The organism is uncultured Comamonas sp., assembly GCF_964277875.1.
GTDB classification, from domain to species: Bacteria; Pseudomonadota; Gammaproteobacteria; order Burkholderiales; family Burkholderiaceae_C; genus Comamonas; species Comamonas sediminis.
Genome location: NZ_CAXYJV010000041.1, coordinates 170399 through 185210 on the forward strand (window position 1 = coordinate 170399; position 14812 = coordinate 185210).

Genomic DNA, 14812 nt, shown 5'->3' on the forward strand with positions numbered 1-14812 from the left:
ATCGAGTTATATGAAAATGGCAAATGCTAGTGAGTAAATGGCATATGGGCGCGGTAGCAGGCCCGGTAGACGGGGCGAAGCGAAGGCCCTGGCCGCAGCAACCACGGGCTTTCAAACACCGCTTATTTGCAGTATCGGTCGCTGGCCAGCGCCAGGGCCAGCGGGTTGGCTACCGGCAGCGGCTCCGCATGCAGGCGGGCCGCCAGCAGTTCGGCGCAGAGCAGCGCCCAGGTCAGGCCGCGCGATCCCATCGCCGTGGCGACCCAGGGGCTGGCGAGGCCTTCGGGCAGCGCTTGCAGCGCCTGCGCTGGCAAGAGCGGGCCCACCAGCGGCAGCCGGTCGGCCGATGCGCAGCGCAGCTGGGCCCAGTGCCGGGCCTGGGCGAAGGCCTGGGCATCGGGCCGGTGGCCGGCCGGCAGCAAGGTTTGCAGCTTGGCCCAGTTGCCGGCATGCGCAGCGGCGGCATCGTCGGCCGAAGGCGGAAGTGTTGCCTTACCGCGCTCAAAACTTGATCCCATGACCCAGGCCGCTTCTCCGGTCTGCCCATGGCGGAAATACGGCACCCAGCTGCCATGGCCGTTGACGGGCGGGTGGACAGTCGGCGCCTGGCCGGCCGGGTAGCTGCCCCAGCTGACCTGGCCGCGAATGGTTTGCAGCGCGGGGGCCGCAGCCAGGCTTTGTCCGTTGATGCGGATGCTGGCCGATTGCGGCCCGGCGCAGAGTACGACCAGATCGGCCTGCGCCCATGGCTGGCCCTGGCCGTCGCGCAGCGACCACTGCGGCGGGCCTTCTGCGGTCTCCAGCGCGTCGAGCGCCTGCACCGGGGCGTTGCCCACAAAGCGGATCGCTGGATGGTCCAGCAAGGCCTGCACCAGCGCGGCCGGGCGCAGCCAGCCGCCGCGCGGGTGCCAGAGCGCGGGGGTGCCAGCGGGCAAGCCCAGCGCCTCCAGGCAGGCGGCGCTGGCCTCGTCACTCCAGTCAGCGGCAGGCGCGGCCAGCGTGTCTCTCCAGGCGGGTGGCCGTTCATGGGCGCTGCGGCGTGCCGGCACTGCCGGGCCGTCGCCATGCGCTGCCGTCTCATCGGGCGGCGTGCCCAGTTGCCGGCGCTCCAGCACCCCGGTCATCTCCCAATCCAGCCCCGCTTGCAGCAGCTGCTGCAAGCATTGCAGACTGCAGCGCTGGCCAGCGCGGGTGATGCGCGAGAGCAGGCTGTCGTCGCTGCTGGTATGGGGCGCAAAAATGCCGGCCGGCAGTGCGGAGGCACCGGCGGCCGGATGGCTGGCGGCATCGAGCACGGTCACCTGCCAGCCGCGCAGGGCCAGTTGGCGCGCGCAAGCCGCACCGGCGATGCCCGCGCCGACGATGGCAGCGTGCCCGCCACCGCCGGCGAGCCGCGCTGGCAGGGCCTGCGCGCCCATTGGCCACAGCGGCGCCTTGCGGGGCTCCCAGTGCGGCGCAAAGCTGGCCTGCAGGTTGTCGCGCTTGGGCGGCACGCCGGGTACCTTGCGCACCTCAAAGCCGCACTGGGCCAGGTCGCGCCGCAGCTGGGCGGCGATGGTCCAGGTGGCGAGCCGGGTGCCGCGCCGGGCGCAGCGTGCCACGGCCTTCAGGGTGTGCAGGCTCCACATGTCGGGGTTGCGGGCGGGGCTGAAGCCGTCCAGGTAGATGCTGTCGGCGACCAGCTCGTGCTGGCGCAGCATGGTCTGGCTGTCGCCCACCAGCAGGCTGAGCAGCACCCGGCCACCGGCCAGGCGCAGCCGGTGCACGCCCGGCAGCAGCCCCCACCATTGGGCGGCAAGCTCTTCGGCCAGCGGCAGCAGATGGGGAAACTTGCGCGCTTGCTCCAAGAGGTCAGCTGCCGCAATGGGAAAGGCCTCGGTCGAGACAAAGTGCAGCAGCGCAGGGCGGGCCGGGTCTTGCTGCCAGGCATGCCAGGTGACCAGAAAGTTCAGCCCAAAGCCAAAGCCGGTCTCCAGAATGCGCCACTGCGGCTGGCCCGCCCAGGCCTGGGGCAGGCCGCAACCGGCCAGGAACACCTGCTCGGCCTGGGCCAGTGCATGGGCGGCTTCGCTGTGGTAGCGGTCGCCAAAGCGGGGGCTGTACGGTGTGCCGTCGGCCATCCATTGCACGGTCTCGGTCATGGCTTGCAAAGATCATTTTTCAAAGAATGCGCATTGTAGGGAGTGGGAGGCTGCTGCAGCGCCGGTATCGCCGCTCATGGCGGTTTTGTGACAATTTGTTGTCGAAGCCGTACTATCATCGCCCCATGCCTGATCGACTGTCTGCCCGTTCCCTTGTCTCTCACTGCCTGTTGCTGGCGCTGGCCTGGACCCTGCCTGGCCATGCCCAAACACCCGCCCAAGCCAAGCCCGCCGTCTATGCCGCTGCGCAGGCAGAGCAAACGCCGATGCTGGCGACCTTGAAAAACCTGGTGCATATCGAATCGGGCAGCCGCGATTATGGCGGCGTCAGCTATATCGCCCAGGTCGCCGCCGAGCGGCTGAAAGCACTCGGTGGCGAGGTGCAGATCATTCCGGCGACGGATGTGGTGCGGCTGGAGGATACGCCGGAGCAGGTCGGCCCCATGGTGCAGGCCGTCTTCAAGGGACGGGGCCAGTCGCGCATCATGATGATTGCGCACATGGACACCGTCTACCAGCGCGGTGATGTTGATAAGCAGCCTTTCCGCATCGAGGGTGACCGCGTCTACGGCCTGGGCGTGGAAGACGAAAAGCAGGGGGTGGCGCTGGTGCTGCACAGCATTGCCATGCTGCAAAAGCTGGGCTATGACCGCTTTGGCGAGATCACCGTGCTGTTCAACAGCGATGAAGAGATCAGCTCGCCGGGCTCGCGCCGGCTGATCAGCGCGCTGGCGCGCGACCAGGATGCCATCTTCTCGTTCGAGAGCGGTGGCCAGCAAGGCACCTTGCACCTGGCCACCAGCGGCATTGGCGCGATGTTCCTGGATGTGGAAGGTAAATCCTCGCACGCCGGGGCCAAGCCCGAGGCAGGGGTGAATGCGCTCTATGAACTGTCGCACCAGCTGCTGCAGATGCGCGACCTGTCGCAACCCGACAACGGCCTGAAGCTGAACTGGACCATCGCACAAGCGGGCACCACCCGCAATGTGATACCGCCACATGCGCAAGCGCAGGCCGATGCGCGGGCGCTGCGGGCCCAGGATTTTCAGGCGCTGCAGGATGCGGTGCAGGAAAAAATCAAGAACCGCCTGCTGGAGGGCAGCAAGGTGACGGCCCGCTTTGAACTGCGCCGCCCGCCGATGCAGGCCAGCGACGCTGCACGCCGCATTGCCGCGCAGGCCAAAGCCATCTACCAGGATGAGCTGGGCATACCGCTGCATGTGAACGATGTGGCGCTGGGCGGCGGCACCGATGCCGCTTTTGCCGCCCTCAACACCCGGGGTGGGGTGGTCGAGGGCATGGGCGTGTGCGGCTACGGCGCGCATGACATGTATGGCGAATACATCCTGCTGGACTGCATTGCGCCGCGCCTGTACCTGGTGGCGCGCATGGTGATGGCGCTGTCGGATCCGGCGACCGCGCGCTGAGCACCGGCCGCCGGAGCAGGGCTGAGATTCAGCCCTTTTTCTGCAGCATCTTGATGACGCTGGAGAAGTCCTCGCCACCATGGCCGGCAATGCTGTGCGCCGCATACAGCTGGCGCGCCATGCCGCCCAGCGGGGTGCTGGCCTTCACCGTCATTGCGCTTTCCTGCGCCAGGCCCAGGTCCTTGAGCATCAGGTCGGTGCCAAAGCCACCGGTGTAGCCGCGCGTGGCGGCGCTGGCATCCTGCACGCCAGGGAAGGGGTTGTAGACCTCCAGCGCCCAGTTGCCGCCCGAGCTGCGCCGCATGATCTCGCTGAGCACCTTGGGATCCAGGCCATTGGCAACGCCCAGCGCAATCGCCTCGCTGGTGCCGATCATCAAAATGCCCAGCAGCATGTTGTTGCAGATCTTGGCCGTCTGGCCTGCGCCCACATCGCCGGCGTGGAAGATGTTCTTGCCCATTTTCTCGAGCAGTGGGCGGGCACGCTCCAAGTCTGCTGCGCTGCCGCCGACCATGAAGGTCAGGGTGCCGGCAATCGCGCCACCGGTGCCGCCGGAGACGGGCGCATCGATAAAGCCAATCCCCAGCGCTTGTGCGGCCTTGGCCACTTTCTGGCTGGTCGCTGCCGCAATCGTGGAGCTGTCGATGATCAGCGCGCCTTTGGCAATGCCTTGCAGCAGGCCCGCCTGGCTGCCGTTGCCCAGAAACAGGCCTTCGACATGCTGGCTGGCGGGCAGCATGCTGACGACCACCTCCGCGCCTTCGACGGCCTCCTGGGCGCTGGTCGCGGCGCTGCCGCCTTCGGCCACCACCTTGGCTACCGCCTCGCGGCTCAGGTCAAAAGCGCGCACCTGGTGGCCCGCCTTGGCCAGGTTGATGGCCATGGGCGCGCCCATATTGCCCAGGCCGATGAATGCGATAGTTGCCATGTTTGTCTCCTTGAAGGTGTTATTGCAAAGCTTGTCGGTTGGTAGGGTTGCGAATGACAGTCAGTACTCAAAGATCGCTGTCAAACACGCTGTGGCGTTTGCGGGCGGCGGGGGCCGGGCCCGCATCGCCAGCCGGCTTGGCGGTTTTTGGTTTTTTGAGCGGCTTGGCGGATGGATCGGAAGCGGCTGCCTTGGGTTTTTTCTTCGGTGTGGCCTTGGCGCGCGGGTTAAAGGCCAGCGCCGCATCGATCCAGTGCTGCCAGGCCTCGCGCGTGGCGTAGGCCGCGGGGCCGACCAGAAAATAGCCGTCCATCAAACCTTTGGACGACAGCGGGCGCAGGCCAGGCACTTCTGCCACCTGGGCATGGGTGTCGGGCGCCAGGCGCACCAGCAGCTCATCGTTTTCCACGCCCAGGCACATCTTGCCGTCGACCATGAACACATGGCAGCCGAACATGGTTTTCTCTTCCACCGGGACACCCACGGCTTGCTCGGCCAGTGCCAGGCGTACGGCATCGATGAGGCGCAAAGTTTCTGGGTCCAGAGGGCGGCGTGGCATGGTGGGATTGTGCTTGGGCAGAAGGGGCAGGGCAGGGGCCTGCTCAGCGGATGGCTTCGGGCGCATCTCCATCGAGCATGCGCCGGGCGATGATGACCCGCATGATTTCGTTGGTGCCTTCCAGAATCTGGTGCACCCGGGCGTCGCGCATCAGGCGCTCCAGCGGGTACTCCCGAATATAGCCGTAGCCGCCGTGCAGTTGCAGCGCATCGTTGCAGACATTGAAGCCCGTATCCGTCGCAAAGCGTTTGGCCATTGCGCAGTAGGTCGAGGCGTCGCGCGCGCCGGCATCGAGCTTGTTGGCGGCCAGGCGCACCATCTGGCGCGCGGCGACCAGTTCGGTGGCCATGTCGGCCAGCTTGAATTGCAGCGCCTGAAAGCTGGCAATCGGCTTGCCGAACTGCTTGCGCTCCTGCATATAGCTTTGCGCCTGGGTCAGCGCGCCCTGGGCCGCGCCCACCGAGCAGGTGGCGATATTGATGCGGCCGCCGTCGAGCCCCTTCATCGCGATCTTGAAGCCTTCGCCCTCGCGGCCCAGCAGGTGGTAGGCGGGGATGCGCACATTGTCAAAGCTGATCACGCGCGTGGGCTGGCTGTTCCAGCCCATCTTTTCTTCCTTCTTGCCGTAGCTGATGCCTTCCAGGTGCGCAGGCACCGCAAAGGCGCTGATGCCCGAGGCGCCCGATTGCGCGTCGCCCGTGCGGGCCATCAGCACCAGCATGTCGGTGGCGCCGGCCCCGCTGATGAAGGCCTTGCTGCCGTTGATGATGTAGTCATGGCCGACCAGCTCCGCCCGGGTTTTGAGCGAGGCGGCGTCGGACCCGGCACCGGGCTCGGTCAGGCAATAGCTGGCCAGCTTCTGACCGCTGGCGAGCAGCGGGCCCCATTCATCGCGCACGGCATCGCTGGCCCAGGTGCCCAGCATCCAGGTCGCCATGTTGTGGATGGTGATGAAAGCGGTGGTGGACGGGTCCACCGCGGCCAGCTCCTCAAACACCAGGGTGGCGTCCAGCCGTGGCAGCGCCAGGCCGCCGGCGTTTTCAGGCGCATACAGGCCGCAAAAGCCCAGCTCGCCGGCCTTGGCAATCGCCTCACGGGGGAAGACGGCCTCTGCATCCCAGTGCGCGGCATGCGGGGCCAGCTCGGTCTGGGCAAAGGCGCGCGCGGTGTCGGCAAAGGCGCGTTGGTCTTCTGATAGCTCGAAATCCATGGGCTTGTCTCCTGTCTCTTATCGCGCTGCGCCGGGCATGCGAGGCCCGGGCAGCACCGTTTTGTGGTGAACGCGGCTGGCTATGGTTTTTGTAGCAGCTCGGGCGGCGGGCCCTCGTGCAGCCAGACCATCAAGTCCTTCTTGCGCTTGCCGATTTCGGCCACCAGGCATTCGTGGTAGCGGCGCGGCCAGTCGGGCTGGGCCTCGTGCGCGGCCTGCTGCTTTTTGCAGGTGGCCGCGCGCTGGCGTATCCACTCGTTCTGGTCGCGGCGCAGTGCAGGGCGCTCGTGCGCCGACAGAATGCGCATGACGTCGGCATAGAGGATGTTGTTGTCGGTATCGGCTTGCTGAAAGGCCTGCACCGCGCAGGCATTGGTTTGCTCGGTATTGCCGCCGCTCACACAGGCCGCGCCTGCCTGGGCAAGCACGGTCTGCGGCGCGAGGGCAGCCGAGGCTGCAAAAAACAGAGCCAGCAGTGCTGGGCGGAATGCAAAGGAATGGGGCATAGCCCAGATCATCGCCGCAAAACCGCAGCGGTCCGGCAAAGGGCCGCTGCGGTGTTGGCCAAGTCCGCTTACTTCAGGCTGATCGTGGTGTTCACGCCATGGGCAATGGTGCTGTCGTCAAACCAGCGGGCCGTCACCGTCTTGGTCTGCGTGTAGAACATGACGACCTGTTTGCCGTAGGGGCCCAGGTCGCCGAGCTTGGAGGCGCGGCTGCCGGTGAACGAGAACAGTGGCACCGGCACAGGAATGGGCACATTGATGCCGATCTGGCCGACATCGATCTCTTCTTGGAACTTGCGCGCTGCGGCGCCGCTTTGCGTGAAGATCGCTGTGCCGTTGCCATTGGGGTTGGCGTTGATGAAGGCAATCGCCTCATCGATATCGGCAGCCTCGGCAATGCAGAGCACGGGGCCGAAGATTTCCTGGTCATAAATGGCCATGCCGGGCTTGACGCCGGAGAAGACCGTCGGGCCGACAAAATTGCCCTTTTCATAACCCGCGACGGCGGGCTTTCGGCCATCGAGCTCCAGCTTGGCGCCGTCGGCAATGCCGCGCTCGATCAGGCCCTCGACCCGCGACAGCGCCTGGCAGGAGACGACCGGGCCCACATCGGTGCCCGCTTCGGTACCGGCAGAGACCTTCAGGGTCTTGGCCTTTTCGACCAATTCGGGGATCCACTTCCGGGCCTCGCCCACCAGCACCACCACCGACAAGGCCATGCAGCGTTGGCCGGCCGCGCCAAACGCCGCACCAGCGAGCGCGTTGAGCGACTGCTCCTTGTTGCAGTCGGGCAGCACGATGGCGTGGTTTTTCGCGCCCATCATGCATTGCACGCGCTTGCCGTTGAGCGATGCGCGGTTGTAGACATGGGTGCCGACCTTGGTTGAGCCCACAAAGCTGATCGCCTTGATATCGGGGTGGTCGCAGATGGCATTGACCGCGTCTTCGCCGCCGTGGATCACATTCAGCACGCCCGGGGGCACGCCGGCTTCCAGTGCCAGCTCGCACAGGCGCATGGTCACCATCGGGTCTTGCTCGGAGGGCTTGAGCACAAAGGTGTTGCCAGTGGCAATCGCCATCGGGAACATCCACAGCGGGATCATCGCCGGGAAGTTGAAAGGAGTGATGCCGGCGCAAACGCCCAGCGGCTGGTTCAGGGTGTAGGTGTCGACACCATTGGCCACATTGTTGGCCAGCTCGCCCAACTGCAGGGAGCCGATGTTGGCCGCATGCTCGACCACCTCCAGGCCGCGAAACACATCGCCTTCGGCGTCGGGCAGGGTCTTGCCTTGCTCGGCCGTCAGGATGGCGGCCAGCTCCTTCATGTTCTCGCGGATCAGCTGCTGGAGCTTGAGGAAGATGCGGGCGCGCACGCCAATCGGCGTCTTCTTCCAGGTCTTGAACGCTTCCTTGGCGTTGGCGACGGCGGCGTTGATCTCTTCGGGCGTGGCAAAAGGCACGCGGGCCAGCACCTGCTGCGTGGCAGGGTTGACGACGTCACGCCATTGCGTGGTCTTGGACTCGACCAACTGGCCGTTGATCAGCAGCTTGACGGTCGGCGCCAAGGTGCTGGTGGATTGCGGTGCGTTCATGTTTTGTCTCCTGGTTATCTGGGTCACGAGCGGCGGCAGGTTGCCAGCGGGCAAGCTACCGTTGGTGCCCATGGTAGATGTGCGCATTCGCCCAAACAAGAGGTTGTCTGCACATGGCTGTGCGAAGCTGCACACCCCCCCTTCCTGCAGACGGCTTGGGGCATACTGTTCCGGTGGCTTTGCAAAGGAGGCTTGCATGGGTTGGTTAGACAGAATCGGTCAGCTGTTGGGCGCCAAACCGCCGGCCCAAGACGGAAGCACCGCACCGGCGCTTGCGCCTGAACGCCCCTCGGAGCCTACGCTGGACGACTGGCATGCCTTGTGCCTGGCTTGGGGTCAGGCGCTGGCATTGGACGATACCGCTGAACTGTGGAGCGAGGTGCGCCAGGCCATCGAGCAGCCGGCGCTCTACCTTGATCGCTTTGCGGATGCGTTGGTCAACCGGGGGATGGACGAGCCCGAGCATGTGACGCCTTGGCTGGCGCTGTTAGAAGGGCTGCAGCGCCGTGGGCAGAACGTTGAGCTCGATTGGAAGCTGGGCATGGACGACGCCATCTGGGCGCTGCAGCAGCTGAAAACCGTGCAGCAAGCTGGTGTGGACCTGCAGGTGCTGGCGGGCAGCAAGGCGCTGAACCATGAGGCTTTGCAGGAAGCGGGTGACTGCCTGCGCCGCCAGGGACTGAGCTTGGTCTGCATCGACATCGATAGCGATAGTTATCCGCTGTCTGTGTTGGAAAGCAGCGCTGTTGCGCCTTTGCAGGGCCTGGCCCAACGGGTGGGCGGCAAACTGCTGACTTTGCACAATTAGTTGCGCAACAAAATAACCTTTTGGCCCTGCGCGGTGTAACGCTGTTTTATCCTTGCGCACCTTCGCGGTGCGTGCCAGCTTCAGCTGGGCTGAGCGCACTATCTTTTTCGCTAACGCCCGGCGCTCTACTCTATGAACAAACAGGCCCCAGCGGAGCAATCGAGGGCCGAGCATGGCACCGACGATCTCCAACGCAATCTCAGCAACCGCCATATCCAGTTGATCGCCATCGGCGGCGCCATCGGCACGGGCCTCTTCATGGGCTCGGGCAAGACCATCAGCCTGGCGGGTCCGTCGATCGTGCTGGTCTACGCCATCATCGGCATCATGCTGTTCTTTGTGATGCGGGCCATGGGTGAGCTGCTGCTGTCCAACCTGCAGTACAAGTCCTTCATCGATTTCTCCGACGACCTGCTGGGCCCCTGGGCTGGCTTTTTCACCGGGTGGACCTACTGGTTCTGCTGGATCATCACCGGCATTGCCGATGTGATTGCGATCTCCGCCTATGCCCAGTTCTGGTGGCCTGATCTGCCCCAGTGGGCACCCGCGATCGCCTGCGTGGCCTTGCTGCTGTCGCTGAACCTGCTGACCGTCAAGCTGTTTGGCGAGATTGAGTTCTGGTTTGCGATGATCAAGATCGTCGCGATCGTCGCGCTGGTGGGCACGGGCCTGTACATGGTCAGCACCGGTTTCAGCTCGCCAGCCGGGCGCCAGGCGAGTATCGCCAACCTCTGGAACGATGGCGGGCTCTTCCCCCATGGGGCGATGGGCTTTTTTGCCGGCTTCCAGATTGCGGTGTTCGCGTTTGTCGGTATCGAGCTGGTGGGCACCACAGCCGCCGAAGCCAAGGACCCGCACCGCACCCTGCCGCGCGCGATCAACTCGATTCCGGTGCGCATCATCATCTTCTACGTCTGCGCGCTGATCGCCATCATGGCCGTCACCCCCTGGCGTGATGTGGTTCCGAGCAAGAGCCCGTTTGTGGAACTGTTTGTGCTGGCCGGCCTGCCTGCCGCAGCGAGCGTGATCAATTTTGTCGTGCTGACCTCGGCCGCCTCATCGGCCAACAGCGGCGTGTTCTCCACCAGCCGCATGCTGTTTGGACTGGCGCTCAAAGGGGATGCACCGCGCTCGTTTGGCAAGCTCTCGGCCAGCAGCGTGCCTTCGCGCGGCCTGCTGTTCTCCTGCGTCTGCCTGCTGGGCGGTGCGTTTTTGATGTGGGTGGTGCCCAACCTGGTGGAAGCCTTCACCTTGGTAACCACGGTCTCGGCCATCCTCTTCATGTTTGTCTGGTCGCTGATCCTGCTGTCCTATATCAGCTACCGCAAGCAGCGCCCGGCGCTGCATGAGGCCTCCCGCTACCGCATGCCCGGCGGCGTGTTCATGTGCTGGGTCTGCCTGGCCTTCTTTGCCGCCGTGCTCGTGCTGCTCAGCCTGGAGCTGGACACGCGCCAGGCGCTGATCGCCACGCCGGCCTGGTTTGTGCTGCTGGGCCTGGCCTACGCCTGGCAACGCAAGCGCGCCAAACAGGGCTGATCGGAGCCAGGCACGCTGCCTCACTGCTGCCCCTGTTGCAAATTTGCACAATAATGCTGTGCAACATCGACAAGGGGCTGGCATGGATTGGGATCATTTGCGCTTTTTCTGGGCCTTGGTGCAGGCAGGCACCTTGGTGGGTGCGGCCAAGGCGCTGGGCGTGGAGCACACGACGGTGTCGCGCCGCATCCAGGCTTTGGAAAAGCAGCTCGGCGCCACCTTGTTCACCCGCGAGGGCAGCGGCTACAAGCTGACCGATGCCGGCCGCCAGTTGCAGCCACGGGCCGAGGCCATGGACCAGATTGCGCGCGGCATTGCGCCGATTGCCGCCAGCCAAGGCGCCGAGACGCCCAGCGGCGTGGTGCGCATCGGCGTGACCGAGGGCTTTGGCACCCAGGTGCTGGCCAAGCACCTGGCCGTGTTGGCCCAGCGCTACCCGTTGCTGACGATTGACCTGCTGGCCGTGCCGCGCATGCTCCAGCTCTCGCGCCGCGAAGCCGACATCGTCATCTCGCTGGAGCGCCCGGTGCGCGATACCGTCGTGACCAGCCGGCTGACCGAGTACCGCCTATATCTCTATGGCCAGCGCGAATACCTGGCCCGCCATCCGCTGATCACCGCGACCGAAGGCCTGGCCAGCCACCGCTTTGTGCACTATGTCGATGACCAGCTGTTCACCAAGGAGCTGCAGTTTCTCGACAGCCTGAGCGCACCGCAGCGCTTCAGCTTCCGCAGCACCAGCATCCTGGCGCAATACACCGCCGTGCGCACCGGTGCAGGCTTGGGGGTGCTGCCCGGCTTTCTGGCCGACAAGGATCCGCTGCTGCAGCGCGTGCTGCCCGAGCAGGCCCAGTTCACCCGCACTTTCTGGATGTCGATGCCGCCGGAGCTGCGCTCGGTGCCGGGCATCCAGGTGGTCTGGCGCTTTTTGCAGGCCACGGTGCAGGAGCAGCAGGACCTGCTGCTGTGCTGACCTCGGGCACCTAAAAAAACCGGCTGCCAAGGCAGCCGGTTCGTTGTGCAGCGACGCGCGGTTTACATGTTGTTCGGCAGCACGGTGACGATTTGCGGAAAGAACCACAGAATCACCAGGGCCAGCACCATCAGCATAAAGTACGGCGCGCAGACGCGGGCCAGGTAGGTGATCTGCTTGCCCGTCATGCCCTGCAGCACAAACAGGTTGAAGCCCACTGGCGGTGTGATCTGGGCAGTCTCCACGGTGATCACCAGAAAGATGCCGAACCACAGCGGATCGATACCGGCAGCCTGGATGATCGGCAGCACTACGCCCATGGTCAGCACGATCGTGGAGATACCGTCCAGGAAGCAGCCGATCAGGATGTAGAAGATGCCGAGCACGATGATCAGCATCGCCGGCGACAGGTTCAGACTGCCGACATACTCGGCCAGCTGGCGTGGCAGGCCGATATAACCCATCGACAAGGTCATGAACGCAGCGCCGGCGAGGATCAGCGCGATCATGCAGTACAGGCGCGTGGCGCCAAACAGCGAGTCCCTGAAGTTCTTCCAGGTCAGCGCGCCTTGGGCTGCAGACAGCACCAGCGAGCCCACCACACCGATGGCAGCTGCTTCGGTCGCCGTTGCAATGCCGGTGTAAATACTGGCAATCACCGAGGCAATCAGCAGCACCACCGGGATCAGGTGGCGCGACTCGTGGAGCTTTTGCTTGAAGCTCATCGTGCTGTCAGCCTTGGGAATCTTGTTCGGGTTGAGCAGCGCCCAGAACACGATCCAGCCGCTGAACATCAGCGCCAGCATGATGCCGGGCAGCACGCCGGCCATGAAGAGCTTGGAGATCGACATCTCCGCGGCCACGCCGTAGACGATCAGGATGATCGATGGCGGAATCAGCAGGCCCAGGGTGGCAGGGCCGCCCAGCGAGCCGATGACCATGTTCTCGGGGTAGCCGCGCTTCATCAGCTCGGGCACATTCATCTTGCCGACGGTGGCGCAGGTGGCGGCCGACGAGCCAGACACTGCCGCAAAAATCGTGCAGCCAATCACATTGGTGTGCAGCAAGCGGCCGGGCAGCAGGTTGACCCAGGGTGCGAGGCCGCGGAACATGCTCTCCGAGAGGTTCGTGCGGTAGAGAATCTCGCCCATCCAGACAAAGAGCGGCAGCGCCGTCAAGGTCCAGCTGCTGGCCGATCCCCAGATCGTCATGGCCATCGCGTCCCCAGCCGCACGGGCGGTGAAGAACTCCATGCCGAACCAGGCGACACCGGCCAGGGTCAGACCCACCCAGACGCCGCCGCCCAGCAGGATCAGCAGCACCACGATCAGCGCAATGCTGGCGGTAATTTCATTCATGGTGGGCGTCCTCTTTAACCACAGGTTTGCGTTTGCCCATCAGCTCCAGCACCAGCTCGTCGCAAAAGGCGATAAAGAACACCAGGGTACCCAGTGCCATGAAAACTTGGGGAATCCACAGCGGCGTCGCGTCGATGCCGACCGAGATATCGTCGATCTCCCAGGATTGCCAGACCAGGCGCGAAGCGTAGAACGCCAGGAAGCCCGACAGCACGGTGGCGATGACCAAGGCAATCACTTCCAGGGTCTTGAGGGCGGAGCCCTTGAGCGCGCCCAGCAGCAGGGTCACGCGGATATGCTCGCCTTTTTTGAGGGTGCTGGCCAGGGCCATGAAGCCCGCTCCCGCCATCGCGTAGCCGGCGTAGGCATCGGTGCCGGGGGCACTGAAGCCGAACAGGCGGCTGATGACGGTGAGCAGCACCATCACGAGGATGCCGATCATTGAAAGCCCCGCCAGCCAGGCGGAGGCTTCATACAGTCCATTGAGTAGCTTGCGCATGCTTGTCATTCAAAGCAGTAAAGGTTGCTGACTATGCAGCCCACCCGGCCTAGGCCGGCGGACTGCATAGAGAGGGGCCGTGGCTTACTTGGAGGCTTGGTAGGCGTCCAGAATGGCCTTGCCTTCGGCGCCCGCCTTGTCGGTCCATTCCTTGATGACGGTGTCACCAACCTTGGCCAGGTCAGCCTTGAGCTGGGCCGATGGCTGCTCGATGCTCATGCCGCCTTGCTTCAGGGTCGCCAGCGACTTGGCATCCACTTCCTTGGATTCCTTCCAGCCGCGCTCTTCGGCAGCAGCAGCGGCCTTCAGCACCGCTTCCTGCTCGGTCTTGCCCAGCGCGTTGAAGGCCTTCTTGCTCACGGTGACGGCATTCTTCGGAATCCAGGCCTGCACGTTGTAGTAGTACTTCAGGTTTTCAAACAGCTTGTTGTCGGCGCCGGTAGCCGACGAGGTGATCAGGCCATCGACTACGCCGGTGGCCAGCGCCTGGGACAGCTCGGCTTCCTGCACGGTGGCCGGTTGCGCGCCAATCAGCTCGCCAATGCGGGCGGTGGTGGGCGAGTAGACGCGCCATTTCATGCCCTTGAGGTCAGCTGCCGAGTTGATGGGCTTCTTCGTGTAGATGCCCTGGGGTGGCCAGGCCACCGAATACAGCAGCACCTGGCCTTGCTTGTCCAGCAGCTTTTGCAGCGCTGGCTTTTGGGCCTGGTAGAGCTTGAAGGCGTCGTCGTAGTTGTTGACGAGGAAGGGCAGGCCGTCAACGCCGAAGATCTGCGATTCATTCTGGAAGCTCACCAGAAAGAACTCGCCCATTTGCGCATTACCGGTTTGCACGGCACGCTTGATTTCGGGCATTTTGAACAGCGACGCACCAAAATGGGGCGTGATCTTGAGTTTGCCGCTGGTCGCCGCGTCCACGTCCTTGACGAACTGCTCATTGTTCTTGGAATGGAAGTTAAATGGCGCATACGCCGTGGCGAAATCCCATTTGGTTTGGGCAGCGGCTGCGGTGGCAAAACCGACGCTGGCAACCAGGGTGGCGGTGGCACAAAAAATTCGACGCTTCATGACGGCTCCTTCTAGAGACAAATAGGGCGCAGCGGATGCTGCCCGGGATGAATACGATCAACAGCCACAGCAATGCTCGCAGCAACTGCTATGCTGGTGAATTGTTTGCCAAAATTAACAGTTATTGCAAAGTAACGCTATACGGGGTTTCAACAATCGTCGGTTCTTGTAGGTTTCAAAATTTCTTTTGTGGGATGTGGTATTAAA

At 64.2% G+C, this 14812-nt stretch carries 13 protein-coding genes; 4 read left to right on the plus strand and 9 right to left on the minus strand.

Features of this window, described 5'->3' with window-relative positions:
* Positions 1-122: 122 nt before the first annotated feature.
* Positions 123-2141, minus strand: a complete 2019-nt coding sequence (gene mnmC / locus ACHWUQ_RS16270; RefSeq protein ID WP_394681760.1) for an FAD-dependent 5-carboxymethylaminomethyl-2-thiouridine(34) oxidoreductase MnmC — start codon at positions 2139-2141, stop codon at positions 123-125.
* Between the two features lie 125 nt (positions 2142-2266).
* Here mnmC and ACHWUQ_RS16275 point away from each other — a divergent pair, with 125 nt between their 5' ends.
* Positions 2267-3568: a glutamate carboxypeptidase gene (locus ACHWUQ_RS16275; RefSeq protein WP_394681761.1), complete on the plus strand. Its 1302-nt coding sequence runs from the start codon at positions 2267-2269 to the stop codon at positions 3566-3568.
* 28 nt (positions 3569-3596) lie between these two features.
* Here the strand turns inward: ACHWUQ_RS16275 and mmsB are convergent, their stop codons facing one another.
* The 5 genes from mmsB to ACHWUQ_RS16300 all read right to left on the minus strand — a co-directional run bounded on the left by mmsB (position 3597) and on the right by ACHWUQ_RS16300 (position 8363).
* Positions 3597-4556 carry a 3-hydroxyisobutyrate dehydrogenase gene (gene mmsB, locus ACHWUQ_RS16280; protein ID WP_312836503.1) on the minus strand — a complete coding sequence of 320 codons (960 nt, stop codon included), beginning with the start codon at positions 4554-4556 and terminating at the stop codon, positions 3597-3599.
* 7 nt (positions 4557-4563) lie between these two features.
* A complete protein-coding gene (locus ACHWUQ_RS16285; protein ID WP_394681762.1) occupies positions 4564-5055 on the minus strand; it encodes a TfoX/Sxy family protein in 492 nt (163 codons plus the stop codon).
* Positions 5056-5098: 43 nt separating this feature from the next.
* Entirely contained in the window at positions 5099-6265 is a 1167-nt protein-coding gene (locus ACHWUQ_RS16290) for an acyl-CoA dehydrogenase family protein (protein WP_394681763.1), read from the minus strand.
* Positions 6266-6345: 80 nt separating this feature from the next.
* The gene (locus ACHWUQ_RS16295) at positions 6346-6771 is read right to left on the minus strand and encodes a lysozyme inhibitor LprI family protein (protein ID WP_394681764.1); all 426 of its coding nucleotides are present in this window, start codon (positions 6769-6771) and stop codon (positions 6346-6348) included.
* Positions 6772-6839: 68 nt separating this feature from the next.
* Positions 6840-8363: a CoA-acylating methylmalonate-semialdehyde dehydrogenase gene (locus ACHWUQ_RS16300; protein ID WP_394681765.1), complete on the minus strand. Its 1524-nt coding sequence runs from the start codon at positions 8361-8363 to the stop codon at positions 6840-6842.
* Between the two features lie 196 nt (positions 8364-8559).
* Between ACHWUQ_RS16300 and ACHWUQ_RS16305 the strand changes: the two genes are divergently transcribed.
* From ACHWUQ_RS16305 to ACHWUQ_RS16315, 3 genes are all read left to right on the plus strand, one after another.
* The gene (locus ACHWUQ_RS16305) at positions 8560-9171 is read left to right on the plus strand and encodes a hypothetical protein (protein WP_394681766.1); all 612 of its coding nucleotides are present in this window, start codon (positions 8560-8562) and stop codon (positions 9169-9171) included.
* A 132-nt stretch (positions 9172-9303) separates the two neighbouring features.
* Complete coding sequence (gene cycA / locus ACHWUQ_RS16310) at positions 9304-10707, plus strand: D-serine/D-alanine/glycine transporter (RefSeq protein ID WP_313334237.1); 1404 nt, start codon at positions 9304-9306, stop codon at positions 10705-10707.
* A gap of 82 nt (positions 10708-10789) precedes the next feature.
* Positions 10790-11680 carry a LysR family transcriptional regulator gene (locus tag ACHWUQ_RS16315; protein ID WP_312528379.1) on the plus strand — a complete coding sequence of 297 codons (891 nt, stop codon included), beginning with the start codon at positions 10790-10792 and terminating at the stop codon, positions 11678-11680.
* 62 nt (positions 11681-11742) lie between these two features.
* On the opposite strand, the gene ACHWUQ_RS16320 is transcribed toward ACHWUQ_RS16315, so the two are convergent.
* The 3 genes from ACHWUQ_RS16320 to ACHWUQ_RS16330 form a co-directional block, all read right to left on the minus strand.
* Positions 11743-13038, minus strand: coding sequence for a TRAP transporter large permease (locus tag ACHWUQ_RS16320; protein ID WP_394681767.1), 1296 nt, complete (start codon positions 13036-13038; stop codon positions 11743-11745).
* The gene (locus ACHWUQ_RS16325; RefSeq protein WP_312528384.1) at positions 13031-13537 is read right to left on the minus strand and encodes a TRAP transporter small permease subunit; all 507 of its coding nucleotides are present in this window, start codon (positions 13535-13537) and stop codon (positions 13031-13033) included. The genes ACHWUQ_RS16320 and ACHWUQ_RS16325 overlap by 8 nt, the downstream gene beginning before the upstream one ends.
* Before the next feature lie 84 nt (positions 13538-13621).
* Positions 13622-14605, minus strand: coding sequence for a TRAP transporter substrate-binding protein (locus ACHWUQ_RS16330; RefSeq protein WP_312528386.1), 984 nt, complete (start codon positions 14603-14605; stop codon positions 13622-13624).
* Between the last annotated feature and the right edge of the window lie 207 nt (positions 14606-14812).

Excerpts from the sequence above, each read along its gene's own strand:
- ACHWUQ_RS16295 (WP_394681764.1), bottom strand. The coding sequence starts at position 6,771 with ATGCCCCATTCCTTTGCATTCCGCCCAGCACTGCTGGCTCTGTTTTTT.
- mnmC (WP_394681760.1), bottom strand. The coding sequence starts at position 2,141 with ATGACCGAGACCGTGCAATGGATGGCCGACGGCACACCGTACAGCCCC.
- cycA (WP_313334237.1), top strand. The coding sequence starts at position 9,304 with ATGAACAAACAGGCCCCAGCGGAGCAATCGAGGGCCGAGCATGGCACC.
- ACHWUQ_RS16305 (WP_394681766.1), top strand. The coding sequence starts at position 8,560 with ATGGGTTGGTTAGACAGAATCGGTCAGCTGTTGGGCGCCAAACCGCCG.
- ACHWUQ_RS16330 (WP_312528386.1), bottom strand. The coding sequence starts at position 14,605 with ATGAAGCGTCGAATTTTTTGTGCCACCGCCACCCTGGTTGCCAGCGTC.
- ACHWUQ_RS16325 (WP_312528384.1), bottom strand. The coding sequence starts at position 13,537 with ATGCGCAAGCTACTCAATGGACTGTATGAAGCCTCCGCCTGGCTGGCG.
- ACHWUQ_RS16275 (WP_394681761.1), top strand. The coding sequence starts at position 2,267 with ATGCCTGATCGACTGTCTGCCCGTTCCCTTGTCTCTCACTGCCTGTTG.
- ACHWUQ_RS16320 (WP_394681767.1), bottom strand. The coding sequence starts at position 13,038 with ATGAATGAAATTACCGCCAGCATTGCGCTGATCGTGGTGCTGCTGATC.
- ACHWUQ_RS16290 (WP_394681763.1), bottom strand. The coding sequence starts at position 6,265 with ATGGATTTCGAGCTATCAGAAGACCAACGCGCCTTTGCCGACACCGCG.
- ACHWUQ_RS16300 (WP_394681765.1), bottom strand. The coding sequence starts at position 8,363 with ATGAACGCACCGCAATCCACCAGCACCTTGGCGCCGACCGTCAAGCTG.
- ACHWUQ_RS16285 (WP_394681762.1), bottom strand. The coding sequence starts at position 5,055 with ATGCCACGCCGCCCTCTGGACCCAGAAACTTTGCGCCTCATCGATGCC.
- ACHWUQ_RS16315 (WP_312528379.1), top strand. The coding sequence starts at position 10,790 with ATGGATTGGGATCATTTGCGCTTTTTCTGGGCCTTGGTGCAGGCAGGC.